The organism is Chitinophaga sp., from assembly GCF_035538455.1.
Taxonomy (GTDB): Bacteria; Bacteroidota; Bacteroidia; order Chitinophagales; family Chitinophagaceae; genus Chitinophaga.
This window is the reverse complement of record NZ_DATLKJ010000050.1, coordinates 19,258-37,009: the sequence shown is the minus strand read 5'-3', so window position 1 is coordinate 37,009 and position 17,752 is coordinate 19,258. Positions and strand designations below refer to the sequence as shown.

The window sequence follows — 17,752 nt, the reverse complement described above, 5'->3', positions numbered from 1 at the left end:
TTCTTGCAATATTCGATGTATCTCATTTTTGCTTCGACGTTTCCGTCCCTTTGCATCCGACGTAGGGTTCATCACTTTTTTCTACTAAGCTAGTGTCTTCAAAACAGCAAAAGAAGACGTGGTTGGTCGAATGCTTACGTTGAAGGAAACTGCGAAAGCTCGCTCTAACCCAATTCCCTGTTGTAATCCTACATTGAGGCATATCGTCTTCAAATCATTGATCGCTTCCTGGGGAGTCTTCTTTTCATGAAATAATGCCGTGTTAGGTAAATAGATCTTTTTATTTGTTGCACGGTCGATAACTTCTGCAGAGTAGCCAAGCCCTATCATATTGTTCTTAACTGCTTCATGTTTTTCTTTTAAATCATATGTTAATAAAACGCTCATTTTACAATTTATTAGAGATGACACTTCTATTGGCAGAATGGCCTTACGTACTAGAAGTGATATATACGGGGAATAAGTGAAAGTCAGAGAATTTACGGATAGGATCACACATTGTTTGTTATCTTCGATATTCTCCTTTGCTTATGGGATGAACAAGTCCCTTAATCAGCGATTCCCTTTGCTGATTAACTTCCGTATCTGTTCGGCAATATATTTTGTCAGGTTACTGGCTTTATGGGATAATAAACTTTTTACCCAAAACTAGTTGAGGTGAAGCAATCTATTTTACGGGAAACCTTAACAAAAGAATATTGCGAGAGAAAACGGCGAAATTAATTATTAAGAAGGCACAAAATAGAATGAATACAGAGAGAAAACCTTTGTTGGGCGAATGTTTGATTAGATCTTACTCCGATTAGATATAAAAATAGATCCATCGCTCCCCCACAAAACCAGGGGGTAAAAAATCCCCACCCACTGGGGGAACTCGATAGCTGGTATATACTTACCTTCATTCATCAACTAATGAATCTGTAAGATCGAATGTAGCTCGATTACTCAACACCCATTCTTAACCCAAATCTAAACTAGTAGCTATGAAACATCTATCTAAAGTATCATTATGCGTCCTTGTATGTAGCATGTTCTTTATTGCCTGTCGAAAAGACGAGGTGAAGGAAGACAACAAAGATAAAATCTCTCAGAACATTATTTCCCAGATCAAAGGCCAGGGGTTTAATACCAATGAAATCAGAAGAGTGAAGGATGGCTACGTGGTGGAAGGCGATATTTTTCTGTCGGATAAGTCACTGAGCCAGGGGGCTAACGGCAAGAAATTGCTTATTGCAAAGTCGGAACAGTACCGTACCAATAATCTCATTAGTATATCCGGCCAAAGGGAAATTACTATTTCGGTGACAAATCTGCCGCCTGCCTACGTGGCGGCTGCCGATGAAGCGATAGCGCGCTATAATGCCCTGGGATTGCGTCTTACTTTTCGCAGAATAGCCAGCGGCGGGAATGTGGATATTATTAATGCAAATCTTGGCTGGGGCATACTCGGACAATCTGCTGGCTTCCCGGATGCACAAGGCAATCCTCCCAGTCCGATTAAACTCAATGCAAGCTACATTGGAAATAGTCCGAATCAGGCTTATATGGCCACCATTATTGCCCATGAAATCGGACACACTATCGGGTTGCGGCATACTGACTATTTCAATAGGGCTTATAGCTGTGGGTCCGGTGGTAATGAAGGTGATGCGGGAGTGGGGGCAATCAACATCCCCGGCACACCTACTGCTGCAGATCCCAATAGCTGGATGCTGGCTTGCGTAGGTACTAATGTAAACCGTCCATTCAATGCAAATGATATAATCGCACTAAGATATTTATACGGACAGACCACTACTGGTAACCCTATCCCGGACGGGACTTATAAGATTGTAAGCGTAGGAAGCGGAAAAGTCGTGGATGTCGACGCCAATTATATCTACAACGACGGCGCCAAGGTACAACAGTGGACCTGGCTGGGCCACGATAACCAGAAATGGACGTTCACCTACCTGGGAAATGGCTACTATAAGATTATCAGTGTTGGTAGCGGTAAGTCACTGGACGTTGATGCTAACTTTATCAACAGCGACGGCGCCAAAGTACAACAATGGACCTGGGGTGGAAACCAGAATCAGCAATGGATAGTGCGTCCGGAGGCAAATGGCTCTTATGCTATCGTCAGTAAGCCGAGCGGCAAAGTGCTGGATATAGATGCAAACAATATCAATAATGATGGAGCGCAGATTCAGCAATGGACGTGGCTGAATGGCGGTAATCAACGATGGTATATACAGCGGCCCTGATAAATAGAATCCCTGATGCAATTGCGCAGTGCCCGCGGGAATTGGTGAGCCGGTAATCCACCATCAATTCCTGCGGGCATAAGTGCTGATGTCAGGAATACAGGATATTATTCATCCCCTTTGAGTCCGTCTGCACTTGCCAGATCATAATATCTCCTGAAGAAAGCGATGCGCTCTTTCCTGGATTTCTGCTGTAAATACCGCAGCAGGTCATAGTAGAGCTGACACAGCTGATTTTCTGCAAAAGAAGCGCTGGTCTGGCTAGGGTGGGTAAAATAAGCTGTTACCAATGCTTTGGTAGCCGGTATCTGTATCAATATATCCGGTAATTGCATATACGTGGTCAATAGGCTGCCGCCTTCCAGCAGCCTGTCATTGCTTAACCATATATTCAGCCCATCCATCAGTTCGTACCTATGAGCCTCATCCAGCTGATGATACCTTTTCTCCTCAAATGCAAAAAGACTATCAGCAAGCAGGGGTATATCACGCAGGTCTTCATTCAGGAAACAGGGTTCTTCCGGAAACGGAAATTGCTTTGCAAAAGAGGAGTCAAGATAACAGAGGGCATAGACAATTTCCCTTTTGTGGTAATCTCTGACAAGACTACTGAAAGGTCCTGTGGCATAGTTATAGGAAAGGGCGCCCGTTGTATCAGTAACGGTTTTTAAGGGTGCATTGTCTGTTCGTGTTGAGCCACAACTCATGAAGATTAATACCAAAAAAATCATTGTTATCGCTTTCATGATATTTCCTGTTTTGAAGTAAAAGATATAACGGGTATGTACTGTATAAAATGAAATATAAACGTTAGCAATGGAATAATCAATTCGGAGGGATGTGCTTTGAGGAGGGAGTACGCTGATTTCTTTACCATTTTTTTCTTGTAGAACCCCCTTGAAACTAGGGGGTAAAAAACCCCTGCCAGCAGGGGGAGGATGATAGCTGATATAAACTTACCTTCATCTAAATACCGCATACTAATCAACAGAACGTCTCAGCGATTCTCACGTTTCAAAAGCGCGCACTTTTATTCAACCGTAAACCCGCAGTTATGAAAAAGAAAAGTATTAAACTCAGCAAAAAGCTGATGCTACAAAAAAACGCAATCATAGAATTGAATACAAATTTACAGGCACATCTGGCTGGCGGACAGTTAGCTATTTATACCTGGGACGCGTATTGTAATAATACCTGGGACCCGCAGGAAGGATGTATTTCTCACCCAAGACCAGGTGTGGAATGTGTATGAATGTAACCGGCGCTGATAGATTAATTTAAATCAACTGCTCATGAAGAAGAAATTTGTCCATCTGCAAAGAAAATTGCTGCTGCAAAGATCCGTTGTAGCTGCACTGAATTCATCTGCACAACAACAACTGAATGGAGGGATTACCGGTAGTATTTGCCCTGCCTGCCCTGGAGTAACCCTGATTACTGAATGCCGCCCTACAAGCCCGTCTCCTCAACAACGTTGTTATAACTGTGTTTAGCAAATCGATATAGAAAAATAGATAGGTTTTCCGGAGTGCGACATGCTAAGTGTTGTTAACTAAGATTAAGTATCCGAACTCCCTTTTAATTGCTGCCTGTAATCCGGTAGCACGGCGCATAATGCCTGCTGCCTTTCATACTCCAACGCTGAACAACCACCCCATGGCGTAACTTCCGGTCGAAGACAGGGGAGGATCCCTCTAATACGGTTTTATGAAAAGAAAGAAAATCCCAATGAGCAAAAAATTGATTTTCGACAAGAAAACGATCGCATCACTGCAAGTTGAACAACAAAACAACCTGTTGGGTGGCGCTACACTCATTGCAAACTGTACCGACGGTACAACAAGAAAGCCTACAGCATGCACAGGAAGGCCATGCTGCTAAAATGAAGTGAATGACGATGATCTGTCCCGTAGGATTAGATCATCGTCATTCATGTACTTTATGAATGCTAATTACTTCTCATGAAATCTTATTCGCAGCAAACCCTGATATACCGGGATATTGTAAAGTTGCTGAATCAAAGGACATATTCACCAGACTATAAGGATAGCCTGTTTAAAGGTGCATGGGGCGCTTTATTCTACCTCTTCTACTATGAACAATACATAGATGATAAGGAAAACCATGCATACACATACCTGGAGCAGTTATATGACGAATTTGATCCTGCTGCCATGGGTAACTATTCTTACTGTACAGGCAGCACAGGACCGTTTTGGTTATTGCACCACCTGAATAAGCATAATTTTATTGATATTGATATAAATGATCTGACAACTGATTTTATGACGGCGGCCATGATAGACAGTGAATGCTATCTGTCACACCATGACTTCGACTTTCTGCATGGAAGTGCAGGTATCTGTCATTTTCTGTTGGAATTTGCCGACAGACACGATGTCAGGGAGCACTTGGGTAAATTTGTTATGGCACTCAAAGAGCGAAGCTATATGACAGAGAAAGGGCGTAGTATGCCCGTGTTCTTTATGCTGGACCCAACTGCTCAGAAAGGAATCGATGCCTTTAGTCTGGCGCATGGGGCGTGTTCACTGCAAATATTGCTTACAAAGATATTTGAGGCCGGTATTATGCAACAGACCTGCAAACAGTTGATAGAGGAAAGTATGGAGTTTATACTGAGCTATAAAAACCCGGATTCATTCACTTCTTTACAGGCGCTGTTCCCTGATAAACTGGACGGTTATCCTTGTTACGACCGGCTGTCATGGTGTTACGGAGATCTTAGCGTAGCATGGTCGTTATGGTACTGCGGAAAGTATTTCAAAGAAGACAGATGGATGAGGCAGGCGCTGGAGATCATGCATCATAACAGGAAAAGAAATACGGAAAATACATCAGGAATTGTAGATACATGTCTGTGCCACGGCAGCAGTGGCGCCGCCACCATGTACAGAAGATTCTGGTATGAAACAAATGATAAAGGGTTCTATAACTGTGCGATAGACTGGCACCAGCTCGCACTGAAGAAAATTGTATTCCCGGATGAGAACAATATACACGGAATAAAATCCTGGCGGAGAGATGATAAACAGTGGGACTATTGCTGGGATTTGCTTGACGGTAGCTGTGGTGTTGGCCTGTCACTTATTTCTCATACACATCCGGCCCCTTTATCATGGGATGAATTTTTATTATTGTCGTAATGAGCGGTAACCATCAGGACTCGTACTCCGGAACAGTTTTTATTCAATCTCCTTCTCAAGCAGGGTAAGAGTAGCTTCGTTGGGCGTAAATAATCCAAGCTCTCCCCGTCCGGCAATGGGGTGCTCGAATTTTTTTACTACGGAAACCAGCCAGGCAAACATACCCGGGTGAAATTTTCCGAGATCAAGGTGTACCGGTTTCCATTTCTCCCAACGCTCAGCATCCAGTGGAACAATTGCGGAAAGTTCGATAATACCTATGTATGCTCCCTGGGGTAAAACCTGGTTGCCAAGCATGTCTTGGGAAAAATAGTAATCTGCAGCTGCAGTGTCCTGCTTTTTCCCTGTATGAAGCCAGAGATTACCCCGGTAGTGCGTCTTCCAGGTACGTATTTCAACATTTTTAACTCCATTAACAATAAGAGTGGCCCACGGCTGTTGTATACTTAACGCTTTCATTGCAAAAATTCTTTCTCAAACTCTTTGCTGAATCTTTTGTATAATAAGTATAATTCCTTAAGATCAAGCTGGTCAGTTAATTGTAATGACTCCCGTGCAGTTCCGTCAAGAAAGTCCATATAGAAATGCATCTCATCTTTGCAGGTAAGCATTTTTTTTACGAACGCTTCGTATGATCTGAAAATGAAAGCAACACTATCGTTAGCCAATATTTTCTTTGAACTGATATCAAACTGGAAATCGTAGTTCTCATCGGCTGTTCTGCGAATAAGACATGGAATACAGATACCACAGGCCCTATTTGGTTCCTTGGCCTTACCTGTTAGGCTAAAATTGGAATAAATATACCAACAGGTTTCTGTCCTGGTTAATATCTCTCCAAAATCTGCCTTAAACTCCTTACCTGCAAGTTCGGCCATTTCTCTTTTCGTTTTGTATAAAAATGGATTGATAATAGTATATCCTTTTTCTCCGAACAAGCTTTCAATGAACGCTATGTAGTACTTGTGCGTTATGGGATGGGCATGTTTGGTCATAGAAATTGATGCGTAAGGGGGGACAGCATTGGCTAATACGCCATTTTCAAACTGATAGATGGTTTTTGCACCAAATGATCTTGCAAAGACACTCCCCATAGCCAGGAACATAAATGCACGATAGGAGAAATGATGATTAAGTCTGCGTTGTTGGGTATAGACCAGCTTCGATTTCAGCTGGATCATGTCTGCTGTATTATACCCCAGCGATTGCAGGATATCACGCTGTATTTTTTGTTGACGGGTATAATATGAAACGAATTTAGTGTAACGGCTGAACTGGTTCGGATATGTGGCTATTCCACAGGTGCTATCCATACCGCCGGAGAATAAAACAACCTGCTCAACAGGACTGGGGTCTGTCATGAACGTAATACGCCTTTTCTTTTTCTTTTCTGAAAAAATGAATTCAAAAGGAATGGAATTCATGAATGCAAGCATCTTAATCAACCACTCACAGGATAACTCACAGGCTCTCTTATTGTAAACGGGAATGCGGACAACAATTTTATGGATAGGAGAACCATTTGAAGGAGACACAAATTTTTCAGTATGATAAATGGTAAGGGCAATGGTGAGGAGGTCGGCAGACAAACTATCGATACCATTTTTTCCTACGCTTGAACCACCTGCGAGCTCCCAGGACAAGCCGTCAACCCCCTCAGGAAAGGCAAATGTTTTATCTCTCACTCCTGGGTTATAATATTTAAGGGTAAACCTGATCATAAGACTTATTTTATGAATTCTTTTTTGAACCAGTCTTTTTCATAGGCGATGATGTCGAAAAGATTTTCATAAGTAATCTGCTTGCCATTTGCTGCAGGATGCATACTACCCATGAATTGGCGCTGGAAGTGACCAACAATTTTATCAGCCTGTTTTTGTGCGGCCATACCTACGATGCCTTCGCCGGATTTGTCTATTCCCGCTATTTGTTTTTGGGTTAATTGCTTAATTACTTCACCAAGAAAATATCCTGAGGTGCTTTTAAATACCTTCTGGTTCAGCTTCCCAAGGATCATTTGTGCATCGCCGTTGAAATAAGCCCTGATGTCATTATCTAATGCTTTTAAAACAAAATTCTCCAGGCTCATCCGGATGAGGCTCTTAGAGGATTCATTTACCTGCAGGTCCCTTTGCATTACTTTCTCGACCCATTTCTTCATACAGCCAGGGCCTTCAGTGATTGCTGCCGCTGAGAAAAAATTGTGGAGATCTTTATTCAGAAATGCTGCACCGCTTAACGCAAAAAGCGATTTGTAGACATGGCTCAGCAACGGGTTAGATACTTGTTCTTCAAAGTCCGCTTTTCTCGCAATTTTTGACCGGATAATGATACTGTCTTTTTCGACTTCAGTCTGTTTTTTGGATAACGATGTGGAGCTACTTCTCAACGACGCATATAGTTTGGCGCCATAACCGCTGCCCATTCCCGGCAGGCCAGCCATTCCTCCGGCAAAAGAACCACTACCCATAACTATTGTTGGTTTAATATTTTCTGATAAAATTGCTGTGCTGTATCCACGTGTACCTTCTTAAATGATTCGTTGACCCAGGAATATTTTTCCTTTAATGTTATTTCGTACGTGCTGGTTTGATCCGTCTTCTGTGACCGGGAAATGATCTCCATCCGGCCATACGTCTTTATGATGATTACTTTGTCGCTTTCTCCAAATCCCACATAACGATATTCGTCAAATACACGCAGCATCTCGCCGGAAAGATCACTGATTTTTACATTGCTGTTGCCACCTTCATCACTTTTGAAATACAAGTCATTCAGCCGGTCCATCAACGACAGCCGGGTACGCACAGCCCAACCATGCGAGATGCCTTTCAGCTGTGCTATTATGGAAATGGCATCAGGTTCATTGAGTATGGAGAAGGTCACAAGGTATTTCGCCTGTAGTATATTCATGAGCATAGAATAACCCTCTTCCCCACATATCGATATTCCCTTCTCTATATCAGTCTTTCCGCTCTCCCGGAAATTGGGAATCCCCGTCCATTTGCTGAGCGATAGCCATAACTTTGTTCTCTCGTATAATGCCTCAACATAGAAAGTGGATCGGGGCATACTCTCCTCGCAGATCTTTATGGATTGGTTTATGAACGAAACCATCTCATGATTGCCAATGTCTGCCGGGAAGGCGTCCGTCTTATACAGTGAGGCGACCGACTTACGCAGGCATTCCGCCAGATTCCTGAGAATCACAGCCTTGTTCACCTGGGTGGTCTCATATTCATCAGACCATTCTGTTAATAGCCAGCGATAACCTGCTTCTGCGGTATGCAGATCATATTCCAGGTATTGAATAACCCTTAGTTTGTCGTGCTCGAATTTCAGTATTTCTCTATTGGCTCTCCTGCGCTCATCCACCTCTCCATTTTGCTGCACCGTTTTTAGTATTGCAATCCCTTTGTCGAGCATTTGCTTTGTCTGGTCAGGAATATCTGTCTCAACGCTGCTTTTAATAATTTCTGCCAGGAGCAGGCACTTGTGAGCCCTGAGGAATGGGTTTTCCAGGTCATTATCCTCGTCAATCCGGTCCAGATAAAACCTGGAAATCTCAAGGTCCCCTGTCTGAAGATAAGCCCAGGCAATCAGTAAAATTATCTGGTTGCTGAAATGCTCAGGTGGAATGTTCACCGAAGCGGCTATTATATGTAAGGGCAGGTGCTGAATATGATAATAGGTGATCAGATCGTCGCTCACAGTAGCCGCTTTATCAAATAATCCTGCTTCGAGTGCGTGGTACCGCATTTTTTCCCAAAGCCCCGGCTGGAACCTCGCATATTCCTTCGTTACCTTTGATTCCAGAAGATTCATGCATGCTGTATGCAAATCGGTTCTTTCATCACTGGAGATAAGATCCAATACCAGATTTCTGGCATGCCATTTAATTAACGGCCCGCGGCAGGTATCCTGAAATAGCTGGATCCAATACGACTTTTTGTTAAAATCCTGACCTGTTGGAAGCGGTGATAATCTTATCAGATTATAACTGATCTCAAAATTTAAAAGGGCTAAAGTCTTTATTAACCTGCCGTTTTCTTTAATTCCAAGTTCGATACTTTGAACTCCCGGGGGCTGTAACGGGGTATCTACGCTAAACGCCACATTTTCCATAATAATATCCTTTTGATCTGATACGATCCATATCTGGTTGTGAATATTGGGCTTGTCCAGGGCCTGCCAGAACCAGTTGCTTTCGTCTTTGATAGGGGGCGGAGGGTGCAGTATAACAAGAAAGATATCTTTCATATTACATAACATCTCCCAACGGAGTGGCACGTTCCCGGAATTGGCAAAGGACCTGACTAATCCTATCAATGCCTTGTTCCCGGTATTTACAACATTTAATCTTTTGGTAAATGAAACTGCCCACTTCCTCAATTCTTCTGTTAATCGGTCTGAAATCCCCTCCCCGTAGTGCAGTTCGTGTAGATCAATCAGAATGGGTGTTTTTTCATATCTGATGATCATTTCCGCAATCAGCCTGTAAATTTTATTTCGTAAATCCTTCGTGTAATCATCTACGGTAAGCAACAACCGCTGCAGATCAATCCAGGAATCAATCCTTTGCTTTGGGAAAAGCATTTCAAATTCATCTTTATCATCGCCATAAATGACCGAGTCGGCAATATTGCTTTCCTGCGGATTGACAACGCCGCGAAGAGAAAGCAACTGAAGCTCTTCAACCTGCCCCAACACTTGATCCCATTGGATTTCGGACTTGGGATGCCGGTTGGTCCAAATGACAGGAGCAGCCCAGTCTGTTTCAAATAATGAGGCATTCCCCGAAGTACATTCATGCTTCAGTGAAGCGCGTATGGTACTGAATGAGCGCTCAAGCGACAGTCCGGATAGTATCGATTTAAATATTTCCCTGGCAAGAAACTTGCCCGCCGCTAGCCTGATCGGTGATTGCATGACTAATAGCGTAAGACTGATATGCGATGATATCTTTTGAAAGAAAGCTGGCGAAGTATAATAGCACTTCCGGTCAAGAGGTGTTTGCGCGGTGTTGCAGGCAGACAAAATAATGTACAGAGGCGCTGCATTACTCGTAAGCAGGTTTTGTGTAATTGCAGAGGCGCTCACCCACTTCCTGTTTGCATCCAGCAGCACGGTATCTTCCCTGGTTTCTCCATGGCCATTGAACCATATAATATGTGGCTGAAATGTTTGCAATATTTCCGGTAAAGTTGACAGGTCCAGAGATTCCTGCCTTACTTCAATTTTGCTTTTAACAGCAAAAGGTAATCCATCTACAACCTCTTTTATTTCCTTTGTTTCTTCATTTAGGTCAATCTGACCGGTAGCGGTATCGCCGTCGCTTCCAACCAGGATGAGCGTCTTCAATTTGTGCCCTATAGAATAAATACCGTCAGTTAGCGTGTCATAGTCCTGAACCCTGATAATAGAAGTATTCTGGCATGCCGGGATATCGAGATCATTCAATAACAGTTCCCAGGGGATTTGCCAGTAATCCCTGAACTGCAATAGATACATCTTTGAAAGATCTGTTTCGGGGTCGGGAGGAAAGATGAATTTTGTTGAATTAAATATATCTGACTGTTTTAGGCAATCCAGCAGCTTTTTACGATAACCCGCGTTTCTGAGCTGGGCTTTGCGGACAAGACCACCAAACCATTTTGTCAGCCATTTGAATATCGACAAGTATTTATCCTGCTTATCACTCGTCACTCTCCAACCGCCATCAAATAGATTCTTCTGCTCCGATATAACTTTATGAATAACTAATTTCTCCAAAATGTGAGTAGTTTATCGAATGCGGTCTTCGCTCCGCTGGTTATACCTTTGTCTCCGGTTTTCTGGGTTTTCTCGTAATTAGCAACAAGTGTGGTAATTATATTCGGAGCAGTATAACCCGTTAAAACAGCCTCCTTGACTGAGGTCGAATTTAGAAGCCAGGAAGCGAAAACACCTAATGCTATCTGTAAAACCAGTCCCACCCAGAAATACGGCGAGGCAAAATATACAGGCGCGGGTTGGTCTTTGGTTTTTATGATTCTTATGACGTCAGGAAGCGCGCCTCCGGCAATACTTGCAATGATAATTTCAGTTGTCATGCTTGTACATATTTTAGTGAATGATACGTTGAACGCAGAGATTATTGGGGTTCTGTAATTGGGGTTTCAATCATTACATAGGTATGTATGGTAGATTGAGATAATGAAATTTACGAAAATTTTCACAACGATCAAGGAAAAGTTCAATTAGCCCCGTTCTGGTCACCATCGACTGTTGAAATCTTAGTATTTTATCGGATACTTAAAGTATTTTAATAAAAAAGATGTAATTTTAGGTGTCCTAATGTCTAATATCCTTTAAGATGAGAGTGCTGATAGAAAAGCTTCCGCTGTCGGAGAATACGTCTTTTGTTGCAAGAACGCATCGCACGCCTAAGTTTGAAGTACCGTGGCATCAGCATGTGGAATTGGAGCTGATTCTCTTCAAAGAAGGTGCTGGTGTGAGCTTTATCGGTAATCACGTTGGCCCGTTTGAAGAAGATGATGTTTTTTTCCTTGGAGCCAATCTTCCACATACGTTTCAGAAAAGTGGAGAGCTCATTACAAGCGCAGTGGTTGTTCATTTTAAAGAAAACTTCTGGGGAGAAGACTTCCTGAAGTTACCAGAGAGCAGTTCTTTGTTGAAGCTGTTTCACACTGCTCTGCAAGGTCTGAAAATTACCGGTAAAACAAAGGCCCTTCTGAAACCCATGATCATTTCCCTGGAAAACGAAACGGGATTTAAGCGCTTAATATCATTGTGTGCGTGCCTTAACATGATTGCGGAATCCGGAGAATATGAAACACTTTCTACACAAGAAGTAAAAGAATTGAATGTAAAGAACAGGGAACGCATTGATCAGATTTTCCAGTTTACTTTGGAGAACTTCAGACGACAGATTTCAATAGCTGAAGTGGCAAGTGTGGCAGGATTGAGTGTTCCGGCCTTTTGTAACTATTTTAAGAAGAGCACCAAAAAAAGATACATTGACTTTTTGAACGAAATGAGGATCGGCTATGCATGCAGGCTTCTAACCGATTCACAGGAGAGTATCACCAGTATATGTTATGAAAGCGGATTCAATACACTCGCGCATTTTAACAGCTTGTTCCACAGGTTTCACAACATGAATCCATCCGACTACAGAAAAACTTTTCTCAGCGCGCAGCGGGGAGCGACATTCTCCCTCGACAACCGGGAGATTAAAGAATAAACCCGGCTGATTGTCCATCCCGTACGTTTTATTAAAATCCTTTAGGTTTTCCAGAATATACTGGTAGCAAGCCTCTTGCCTTTGGAATACTTTTACAACCACTTTAGAAGTAGCGTTTATCCTGAATTTTAAACTTATACCATGCCAGAGAATATCTACGATGCTATTGTGGTTGGTTCGGGTATTAGCGGTGGGTGGGCCGCAAAGGAACTCACTGAAAAAGGATTAAAAGTACTGTTACTGGAACGGGGCCGGAATTTCGAACACGTAAAAGACTATACTTCTGCCGGGAAAGCCATTTGGGAATTGCCTCACAGGGGAAGAACCACGCAGGAGCAAAGGGAGAAATATCCGGTTATTCATCGTGGATGGGCTGCCGCAGAACAGGTGATGGATTATTGGGCAAACGAAGAAGATTGCCCATATACCGAGATAAAGCCTTTTACCTGGTGGAGGAGTTACCAGCTGGGCGGGCGCTCTATCTTATGGGGGCGCCAGAGCTATCGTTGGAGCGATTTTGATTTCGAAGCCAATGCAAAAGACGGTGTTGGCGCAGACTGGCCTATCCGGTACAAAGACATAGCGCCTTGGTATGATTATGTAGAGAAATTTGCAGGTATCAGTGGTTCAAAAGAAGGGCTGCCGCAGTTACCCGACGGAGAGTTCCTTCCTCCGATGGATCTGAACTGCGTGGAGAAAGATGTTGCTGCAAGGATCAAAGCATCTTATAAAGACAAACGCCATCTTATTATAGGACGGGTAGCCAATTTAACGGCGCCTATCCCCGGCCGCACGAAATGCCAGTTCAGGAACCGATGCTGGGAAGGTTGTCCGTTTGGCGGCTATTTCAGTACACAGTCATCTACGCTGCCTGCGGCCATAAAAACTGGTAACCTTACAGTACGGCCCTGGTCCATCGTAACACGTATCTTATACGATAAGGATACCCGTAAGGCTAAAGGCGTGGAGATCGTAGATGCAGAAACGAATAAAACACAGGAGTTCCATTCCAGGATTGTGTTTCTGTGCGCTTCGGCGTTAAACTCAGCCTGGGTATTGTTCAACTCTGCAACAGATATATGGCCGGGTGGCCTTGGCAGCAGCAGCGGAGAGCTGGGGCACAATGTCATGGACCATCATTATAACCTGGGTGCCAGCGGTACCGTGGAGGGATATGAAGACAAGTATTATTTCGGCCGCCGGGCAAACGGGTTTTATATTCCGCGCTTCGTTAATCTCTTTGGAGATAAACGGGATTACCTTCGCGGGTTCGGTTTCCAGGGTGGGGCCAGCCGCACAGGATGGAGCAGGGATGTGGCAGAACTGAGTATCGGCGCCGCTTTTAAAGAAGCATTGATGGAGCCGGGAGGATGGTCAATAGGAGCCACCGGATTCGGTGAAATCCTTCCTTACCATGAGAATAAAATCTTCCTGGATAAGAACAAAAAAGACAAATGGGGATTGCCGGTGCTTGCAATGGACGCTGAATTGAAGGACAACGAACTGAAAATGAGAAAAGACATCGTGCAGGAGCTGAGCGCTATGTTTGAGGCCGCAGGTGTGAAGAACATCAAAACCTGGGACAGCGGGCATGCCATCGGGCACGGAATACACGAAATGGGAACAGCGAGAATGGGCCGGGATGCCAAAACATCTGTATTGAATGAGTTTAATCAGGTATGGGATTGTAAGAATGTTTTTGTAACAGACGGTGCCTGTATGACTTCCTCCGCCTGCCAGAACCCATCGCTTACCTATATGGCTTTAACCGCCAGAGCAGCTGATTATGCAGTGAAGGAGCTTAAAAAAATGAACCTCTGAAACTAAAAACGCTCCGATACCTATCGGTTTCGGGCAATATAAAGCACTTGATCCTTCCGTTGAGAGGGACATTTTAAAATTCCACTAAAATTAAAGCTGCATGAATCGTTTGATTCGTGTGGCTTTAATGCTTTTGGGAATACCAGATAGTCAAATTTTAAAATGTTCACCCCTTAAATGCGGAGAATACCGGTAATTTCTATTTCCTAACTACCCAGTCCCTGCAGGAAAACATTGAGGTCTTCTTCTTTGTCCAGCCCTAACTTCTGTTTGATCCTGTAGCGACTCATACGCACGCTCTTTGGCTCTATGTGCATCAGCTGGGAAATTTGCCGGGTGTCCATTTTGAGATACAAGTAAGCGCAGAACTTCAGATCAAGCAGGGTAAGTTTCTTTTGTGATTTATTATAAAGCAGGTTGAAAAAGTCAGGATGCACTTGTTGAATCTCCCGTTTTGCACGTTCAAAGTCGTTATCAAGCACTATTTCTTCCTTCAGTATCTTTTGTATGTTTACGGGATCACCTTCTGTGAGCCTGTCTTTTATATTCAGCAGCATCTTATTCTTATGCTCCAGCTGCAGCATATTGGCCATGACCTCTTTTTTCAGTTGCTGTTGTTGGGCTTCCATCAGTTGTTGTTCGACCTTCAGCCTTGCCTGTTCTTCTTTTTCCAGTTTTATCTGCAATGCTGAGTCCTGTTTTTCCAGCTCCAGTTGCTTCTCACGTTGCAGGGAGTAGCGCAACCGGAAATGATAAGACCGGAACATGAATAATAACCCGAGGAAAGAAGCCAGCGCAATACAGGCATATAGATAGTTCTGTATCCTGCGGCTGCTTTCCCGCTCCTTCAGCATCTGCATTTCACTGTTTTTTTTTTCTGTCTCATATTGTATTTCCAGCTTTTGTGAATTGAGCGCCGCCTCCTGGTTAAAATTTTTATTATTGTACGCCGTCACCTCTTTTTGAAACGCTAATGCCTCCCGGTAGTCGCCCTGCTGCTCGTAGAAGCTTGCCAGTGCCTGGGTCACATTGAGCATTGTATGATTAGCTGGAGCTTCCGCCGTCTTCATTACTTTATACGCCTCCCGGAGGTAGCTCTCTACCTGCGCGTTGTTGCCTTCACGTTTGGCATATTCACTGAGAATACCCAGACTGCTGGCTATTACATCCTGGCAATTGGCGGTGTTTTTCAATACCGTCCTTGCAGTAGTAGCGTAATAGATGGCCTGCGCCCGGGCTTTTTTATCTGTTTCAGGGAAATATTTCAGATAGCTGCTGGCAAGGTTGATACAGGTGATGGCGTAGGTGTTGTCCGCTACCCGACCCGGATACGCCCGGTAAAGCATAGCAGATTTGGTCAGATAGAATAATGAACTGTCCAGCGCTGCTCTGTTATTGGAGGCGTTATAATTATATTCATACGCTACAGCCAATGACGCATAGCAATTGCTTACCAGGTTGTAATCTGTTGTCTGTAGGGCATTGTCTATAGCTTTCCGGGCATAGATATTTACCTTGTCTTCATTATTCCAGGCAGCATGAACTACATATAGCCGGTAATATATTTTAGCGGCAAGATAGGGATCGGGAACCTTTTCCAGCTCCTTCAAGCCCAGCTGGCAATATTTGACGACGTTTTCATTATTATCCAACGCCTGATATAACAATACCTGTGCATAGTAACCATAGGCCATGGCAAGGGGAGTGCCGGCCTGGTGTGCAATCAGTAAGGCGCTATCGCTCGTCCGCTTAAGGGTAGACAAATCATGGGTATTGGTTTTGATATTCGCCTGCATTGCATAGGCTTTAACCGCTTCTGTAAAGTTCTTATCCTGTAACGCTATGGAGGCACTCTGCTGCGCCCTGGCCATCGCCACTGCATAGTTCTTACTAACCCTGTGTATTTCTGCCAGTTGATTCAACAAGGCTGGCTTTTCTTTCTTATTTAATCCCGGGCCATCAATAACTGATTGCAGGCTGTCAGACCATAAAGTCTGTGCCATGATCCCTAATGACCACCCACAAATACAGAGGCATAAACAAAGTTTAAATAGCAATCCCTTCATCGGAACAAATTACGACAAATCCGCAAAAGTGGAACAGTAGAAATCCATGATTTGTGTATTATTTGTATTTATAAATATTTGTTTATCAAATTATTATTGGATGGGTAGACGAATTGTAGACGTCTCTTTTTTGCAGTGTAGACACACTGTAGGGGGAACGGATTTGAAACAGCGCATCATTATCAGCAAATTTGCCCAGGCAACAATAAAAGCCCTGAATACCAAATCTTCTCAGCCATGAATTACAAATATTTCTCACAAGACGGACAAACATTTACCGTAAAGGAGAATCATACTATGAAGTATTTTATCATCGCAATGGGTATGCTTATCGCAATACTCTGTAGTATCAACAATATTAACGCACCTGGCAAAACAATAGGGATTATTTTAGGCCTGATAATGGTACTAATAGGCGTTCTCCGCCTGGGAAGCAAAGTAAGCCTCGACACAGAGCAGAAAATTGTAACCAATAAAACAGGAATGATCTTCCCGGAAAAGAAGTATAACTTCAAAGACTTTGATGGTTTCTGGGTCAATAAACAAACAATGGGCTTTACACTCATTGCCCAGGGGTTCATGAACTTTGTTACCGACCGCGGTAATAAACAAGTGGCACTTTCTGCATATTTCTTCACAGCCCGGCCCTTTCAGAAAATGTCCGATGAGCTCATGGAAATCATGGGAGTCACCCAAAACTAATGCCTTATGTACAATTTTAACCAGGGCCAGGAGGGGATAAGTATCCAGCCATATCTTACACAATATAAGAAGTATAATATCCTATGGCTGATTTACGCCCTGCTCTTACCCGTCGCTTTCTTCGTGGATGTTCCGGTAAAGTATAAATACATTTTTTACTCGATCCTGGGTATAAGTATCCTATGGTTCATCTTTGATTACTTTTTCAAAGCCAGGATCAGCATCATTTTTAACCACCATCAGAAAACGATATACAAAAAATACCCCTTCCTGTTTCGACATAAGTTGCTGGCTTTTGAGGAAGCTTGTATCACTACCGTGGATATTCCCGAAGGGATTTGCTATGCTGTTGCTTGTAAGAACAACAGGTATGGCAAATATTACCCTATCAGTGATTATTTCTCTGATAACCGCAAAGGACGGGCAGAGCAGGAGCAGTTTGAAAAGGAAATCCTGGGAGTCATAGAAGACTTACTGCGTATTCCCGCATGATTATTGACCACAGTT

At 43.3% G+C, this 17,752-nt stretch carries 17 protein-coding genes and 1 pseudogene; 10 read left to right on the top strand and 8 right to left on the bottom strand.

The features are described 5' to 3' along the window. Nucleotides 1-84: 84 nt before the first annotated feature. Complete coding sequence (locus VM802_RS06585) at nucleotides 85-387, bottom strand: hypothetical protein (RefSeq protein WP_325529024.1); 303 nt, start codon at nucleotides 385-387, stop codon at nucleotides 85-87. Between the two features lie 596 nt (nucleotides 388-983). Here VM802_RS06585 and VM802_RS06580 point away from each other — a divergent pair. Then, nucleotides 984-2,246 carry a M57 family metalloprotease gene (locus VM802_RS06580; protein ID WP_325529023.1) on the top strand — a complete coding sequence of 421 codons (1,263 nt, stop codon included), beginning with the start codon at nucleotides 984-986 and terminating at the stop codon, nucleotides 2,244-2,246. Nucleotides 2,247-2,353: 107 nt separating this feature from the next. Here VM802_RS06580 and VM802_RS06575 read toward each other — a convergent pair whose 3' ends face one another. After that, nucleotides 2,354-2,992, bottom strand: coding sequence for a hypothetical protein (locus VM802_RS06575; RefSeq protein ID WP_325529022.1), 639 nt, complete (start codon nucleotides 2,990-2,992; stop codon nucleotides 2,354-2,356). Between the two features lie 308 nt (nucleotides 2,993-3,300). Between VM802_RS06575 and VM802_RS06570 the strand changes: the two genes are divergently transcribed. From VM802_RS06570 to VM802_RS06555, 4 genes are all read left to right on the top strand, one after another. Continuing rightward, entirely contained in the window at nucleotides 3,301-3,498 is a 198-nt protein-coding gene (locus VM802_RS06570) for a class I lanthipeptide (protein ID WP_325529021.1), read from the top strand. A gap of 40 nt (nucleotides 3,499-3,538) precedes the next feature. Further along, nucleotides 3,539-3,739, top strand: a complete 201-nt coding sequence (locus tag VM802_RS06565; protein WP_325529020.1) for a class I lanthipeptide — start codon at nucleotides 3,539-3,541, stop codon at nucleotides 3,737-3,739. A gap of 214 nt (nucleotides 3,740-3,953) precedes the next feature. Beyond that, complete coding sequence (locus tag VM802_RS06560) at nucleotides 3,954-4,127, top strand: class I lanthipeptide (protein WP_325529019.1); 174 nt, start codon at nucleotides 3,954-3,956, stop codon at nucleotides 4,125-4,127. Nucleotides 4,128-4,207: 80 nt separating this feature from the next. Next, complete coding sequence (locus VM802_RS06555; RefSeq protein ID WP_325529018.1) at nucleotides 4,208-5,410, top strand: lanthionine synthetase LanC family protein; 1,203 nt, start codon at nucleotides 4,208-4,210, stop codon at nucleotides 5,408-5,410. Nucleotides 5,411-5,449: 39 nt separating this feature from the next. On the opposite strand, the gene VM802_RS06550 is transcribed toward VM802_RS06555, so the two are convergent. From VM802_RS06550 to VM802_RS06530, 5 genes are read right to left on the bottom strand one after another with little or no spacing between them, the layout of a single operon-like run. Next, nucleotides 5,450-5,869, bottom strand: a complete 420-nt coding sequence (locus tag VM802_RS06550; RefSeq protein ID WP_325529017.1) for an ASCH domain-containing protein — start codon at nucleotides 5,867-5,869, stop codon at nucleotides 5,450-5,452. Beyond that, entirely contained in the window at nucleotides 5,866-7,131 is a 1,266-nt protein-coding gene (locus VM802_RS06545) for a 7-cyano-7-deazaguanine synthase (protein ID WP_325529016.1), read from the bottom strand. Before VM802_RS06545 ends, VM802_RS06550 begins: the two co-directional genes overlap by 4 nt. A 5-nt stretch (nucleotides 7,132-7,136) precedes the next feature. Next, entirely contained in the window at nucleotides 7,137-7,880 is a 744-nt protein-coding gene (locus tag VM802_RS06540) for a hypothetical protein (RefSeq protein ID WP_325529015.1), read from the bottom strand. Nucleotides 7,881-7,882: 2 nt separating this feature from the next. Next, entirely contained in the window at nucleotides 7,883-11,182 is a 3,300-nt protein-coding gene (locus tag VM802_RS06535) for a CHAT domain-containing protein (RefSeq protein ID WP_325529014.1), read from the bottom strand. Then, on the bottom strand, nucleotides 11,170-11,502 hold the full coding sequence (locus tag VM802_RS06530) for a hypothetical protein (protein WP_325529013.1): 333 nt from the start codon (nucleotides 11,500-11,502) through the stop codon (nucleotides 11,170-11,172). The genes VM802_RS06535 and VM802_RS06530 overlap by 13 nt, the downstream gene beginning before the upstream one ends. A gap of 263 nt (nucleotides 11,503-11,765) precedes the next feature. Between VM802_RS06530 and VM802_RS32320 the strand changes: the two are divergent. The 3 genes and pseudogenes from VM802_RS32320 to VM802_RS06520 all read left to right on the top strand — a co-directional run. After that, a pseudogene (locus tag VM802_RS32320) lies at nucleotides 11,766-11,987 on the top strand (AraC family ligand binding domain-containing protein); the annotation flags it as partial. Between the two features lie 369 nt (nucleotides 11,988-12,356). Then, nucleotides 12,357-12,656, top strand: a complete 300-nt coding sequence (locus VM802_RS32315; RefSeq protein WP_414647048.1) for a helix-turn-helix domain-containing protein — start codon at nucleotides 12,357-12,359, stop codon at nucleotides 12,654-12,656. Nucleotides 12,657-12,797: 141 nt separating this feature from the next. Further along, nucleotides 12,798-14,477, top strand: a complete 1,680-nt coding sequence (locus VM802_RS06520; protein WP_325529011.1) for a GMC oxidoreductase — start codon at nucleotides 12,798-12,800, stop codon at nucleotides 14,475-14,477. A 206-nt stretch (nucleotides 14,478-14,683) separates the two neighbouring features. On the opposite strand, the gene VM802_RS06515 is transcribed toward VM802_RS06520, so the two are convergent. Further along, on the bottom strand, nucleotides 14,684-16,480 hold the full coding sequence (locus VM802_RS06515; protein WP_325529010.1) for a helix-turn-helix transcriptional regulator: 1,797 nt from the start codon (nucleotides 16,478-16,480) through the stop codon (nucleotides 14,684-14,686). 300 nt (nucleotides 16,481-16,780) lie between these two features. Between VM802_RS06515 and VM802_RS06510 the strand changes: the two genes are divergently transcribed. After that, nucleotides 16,781-17,245, top strand: a complete 465-nt coding sequence (locus VM802_RS06510) for a hypothetical protein (RefSeq protein ID WP_325529009.1) — start codon at nucleotides 16,781-16,783, stop codon at nucleotides 17,243-17,245. A gap of 6 nt (nucleotides 17,246-17,251) precedes the next feature. Continuing rightward, nucleotides 17,252-17,737: a hypothetical protein gene (locus tag VM802_RS06505; protein ID WP_325529008.1), complete on the top strand. Its 486-nt coding sequence runs from the start codon at nucleotides 17,252-17,254 to the stop codon at nucleotides 17,735-17,737. Nucleotides 17,738-17,752 lie beyond the last annotated feature (15 nt).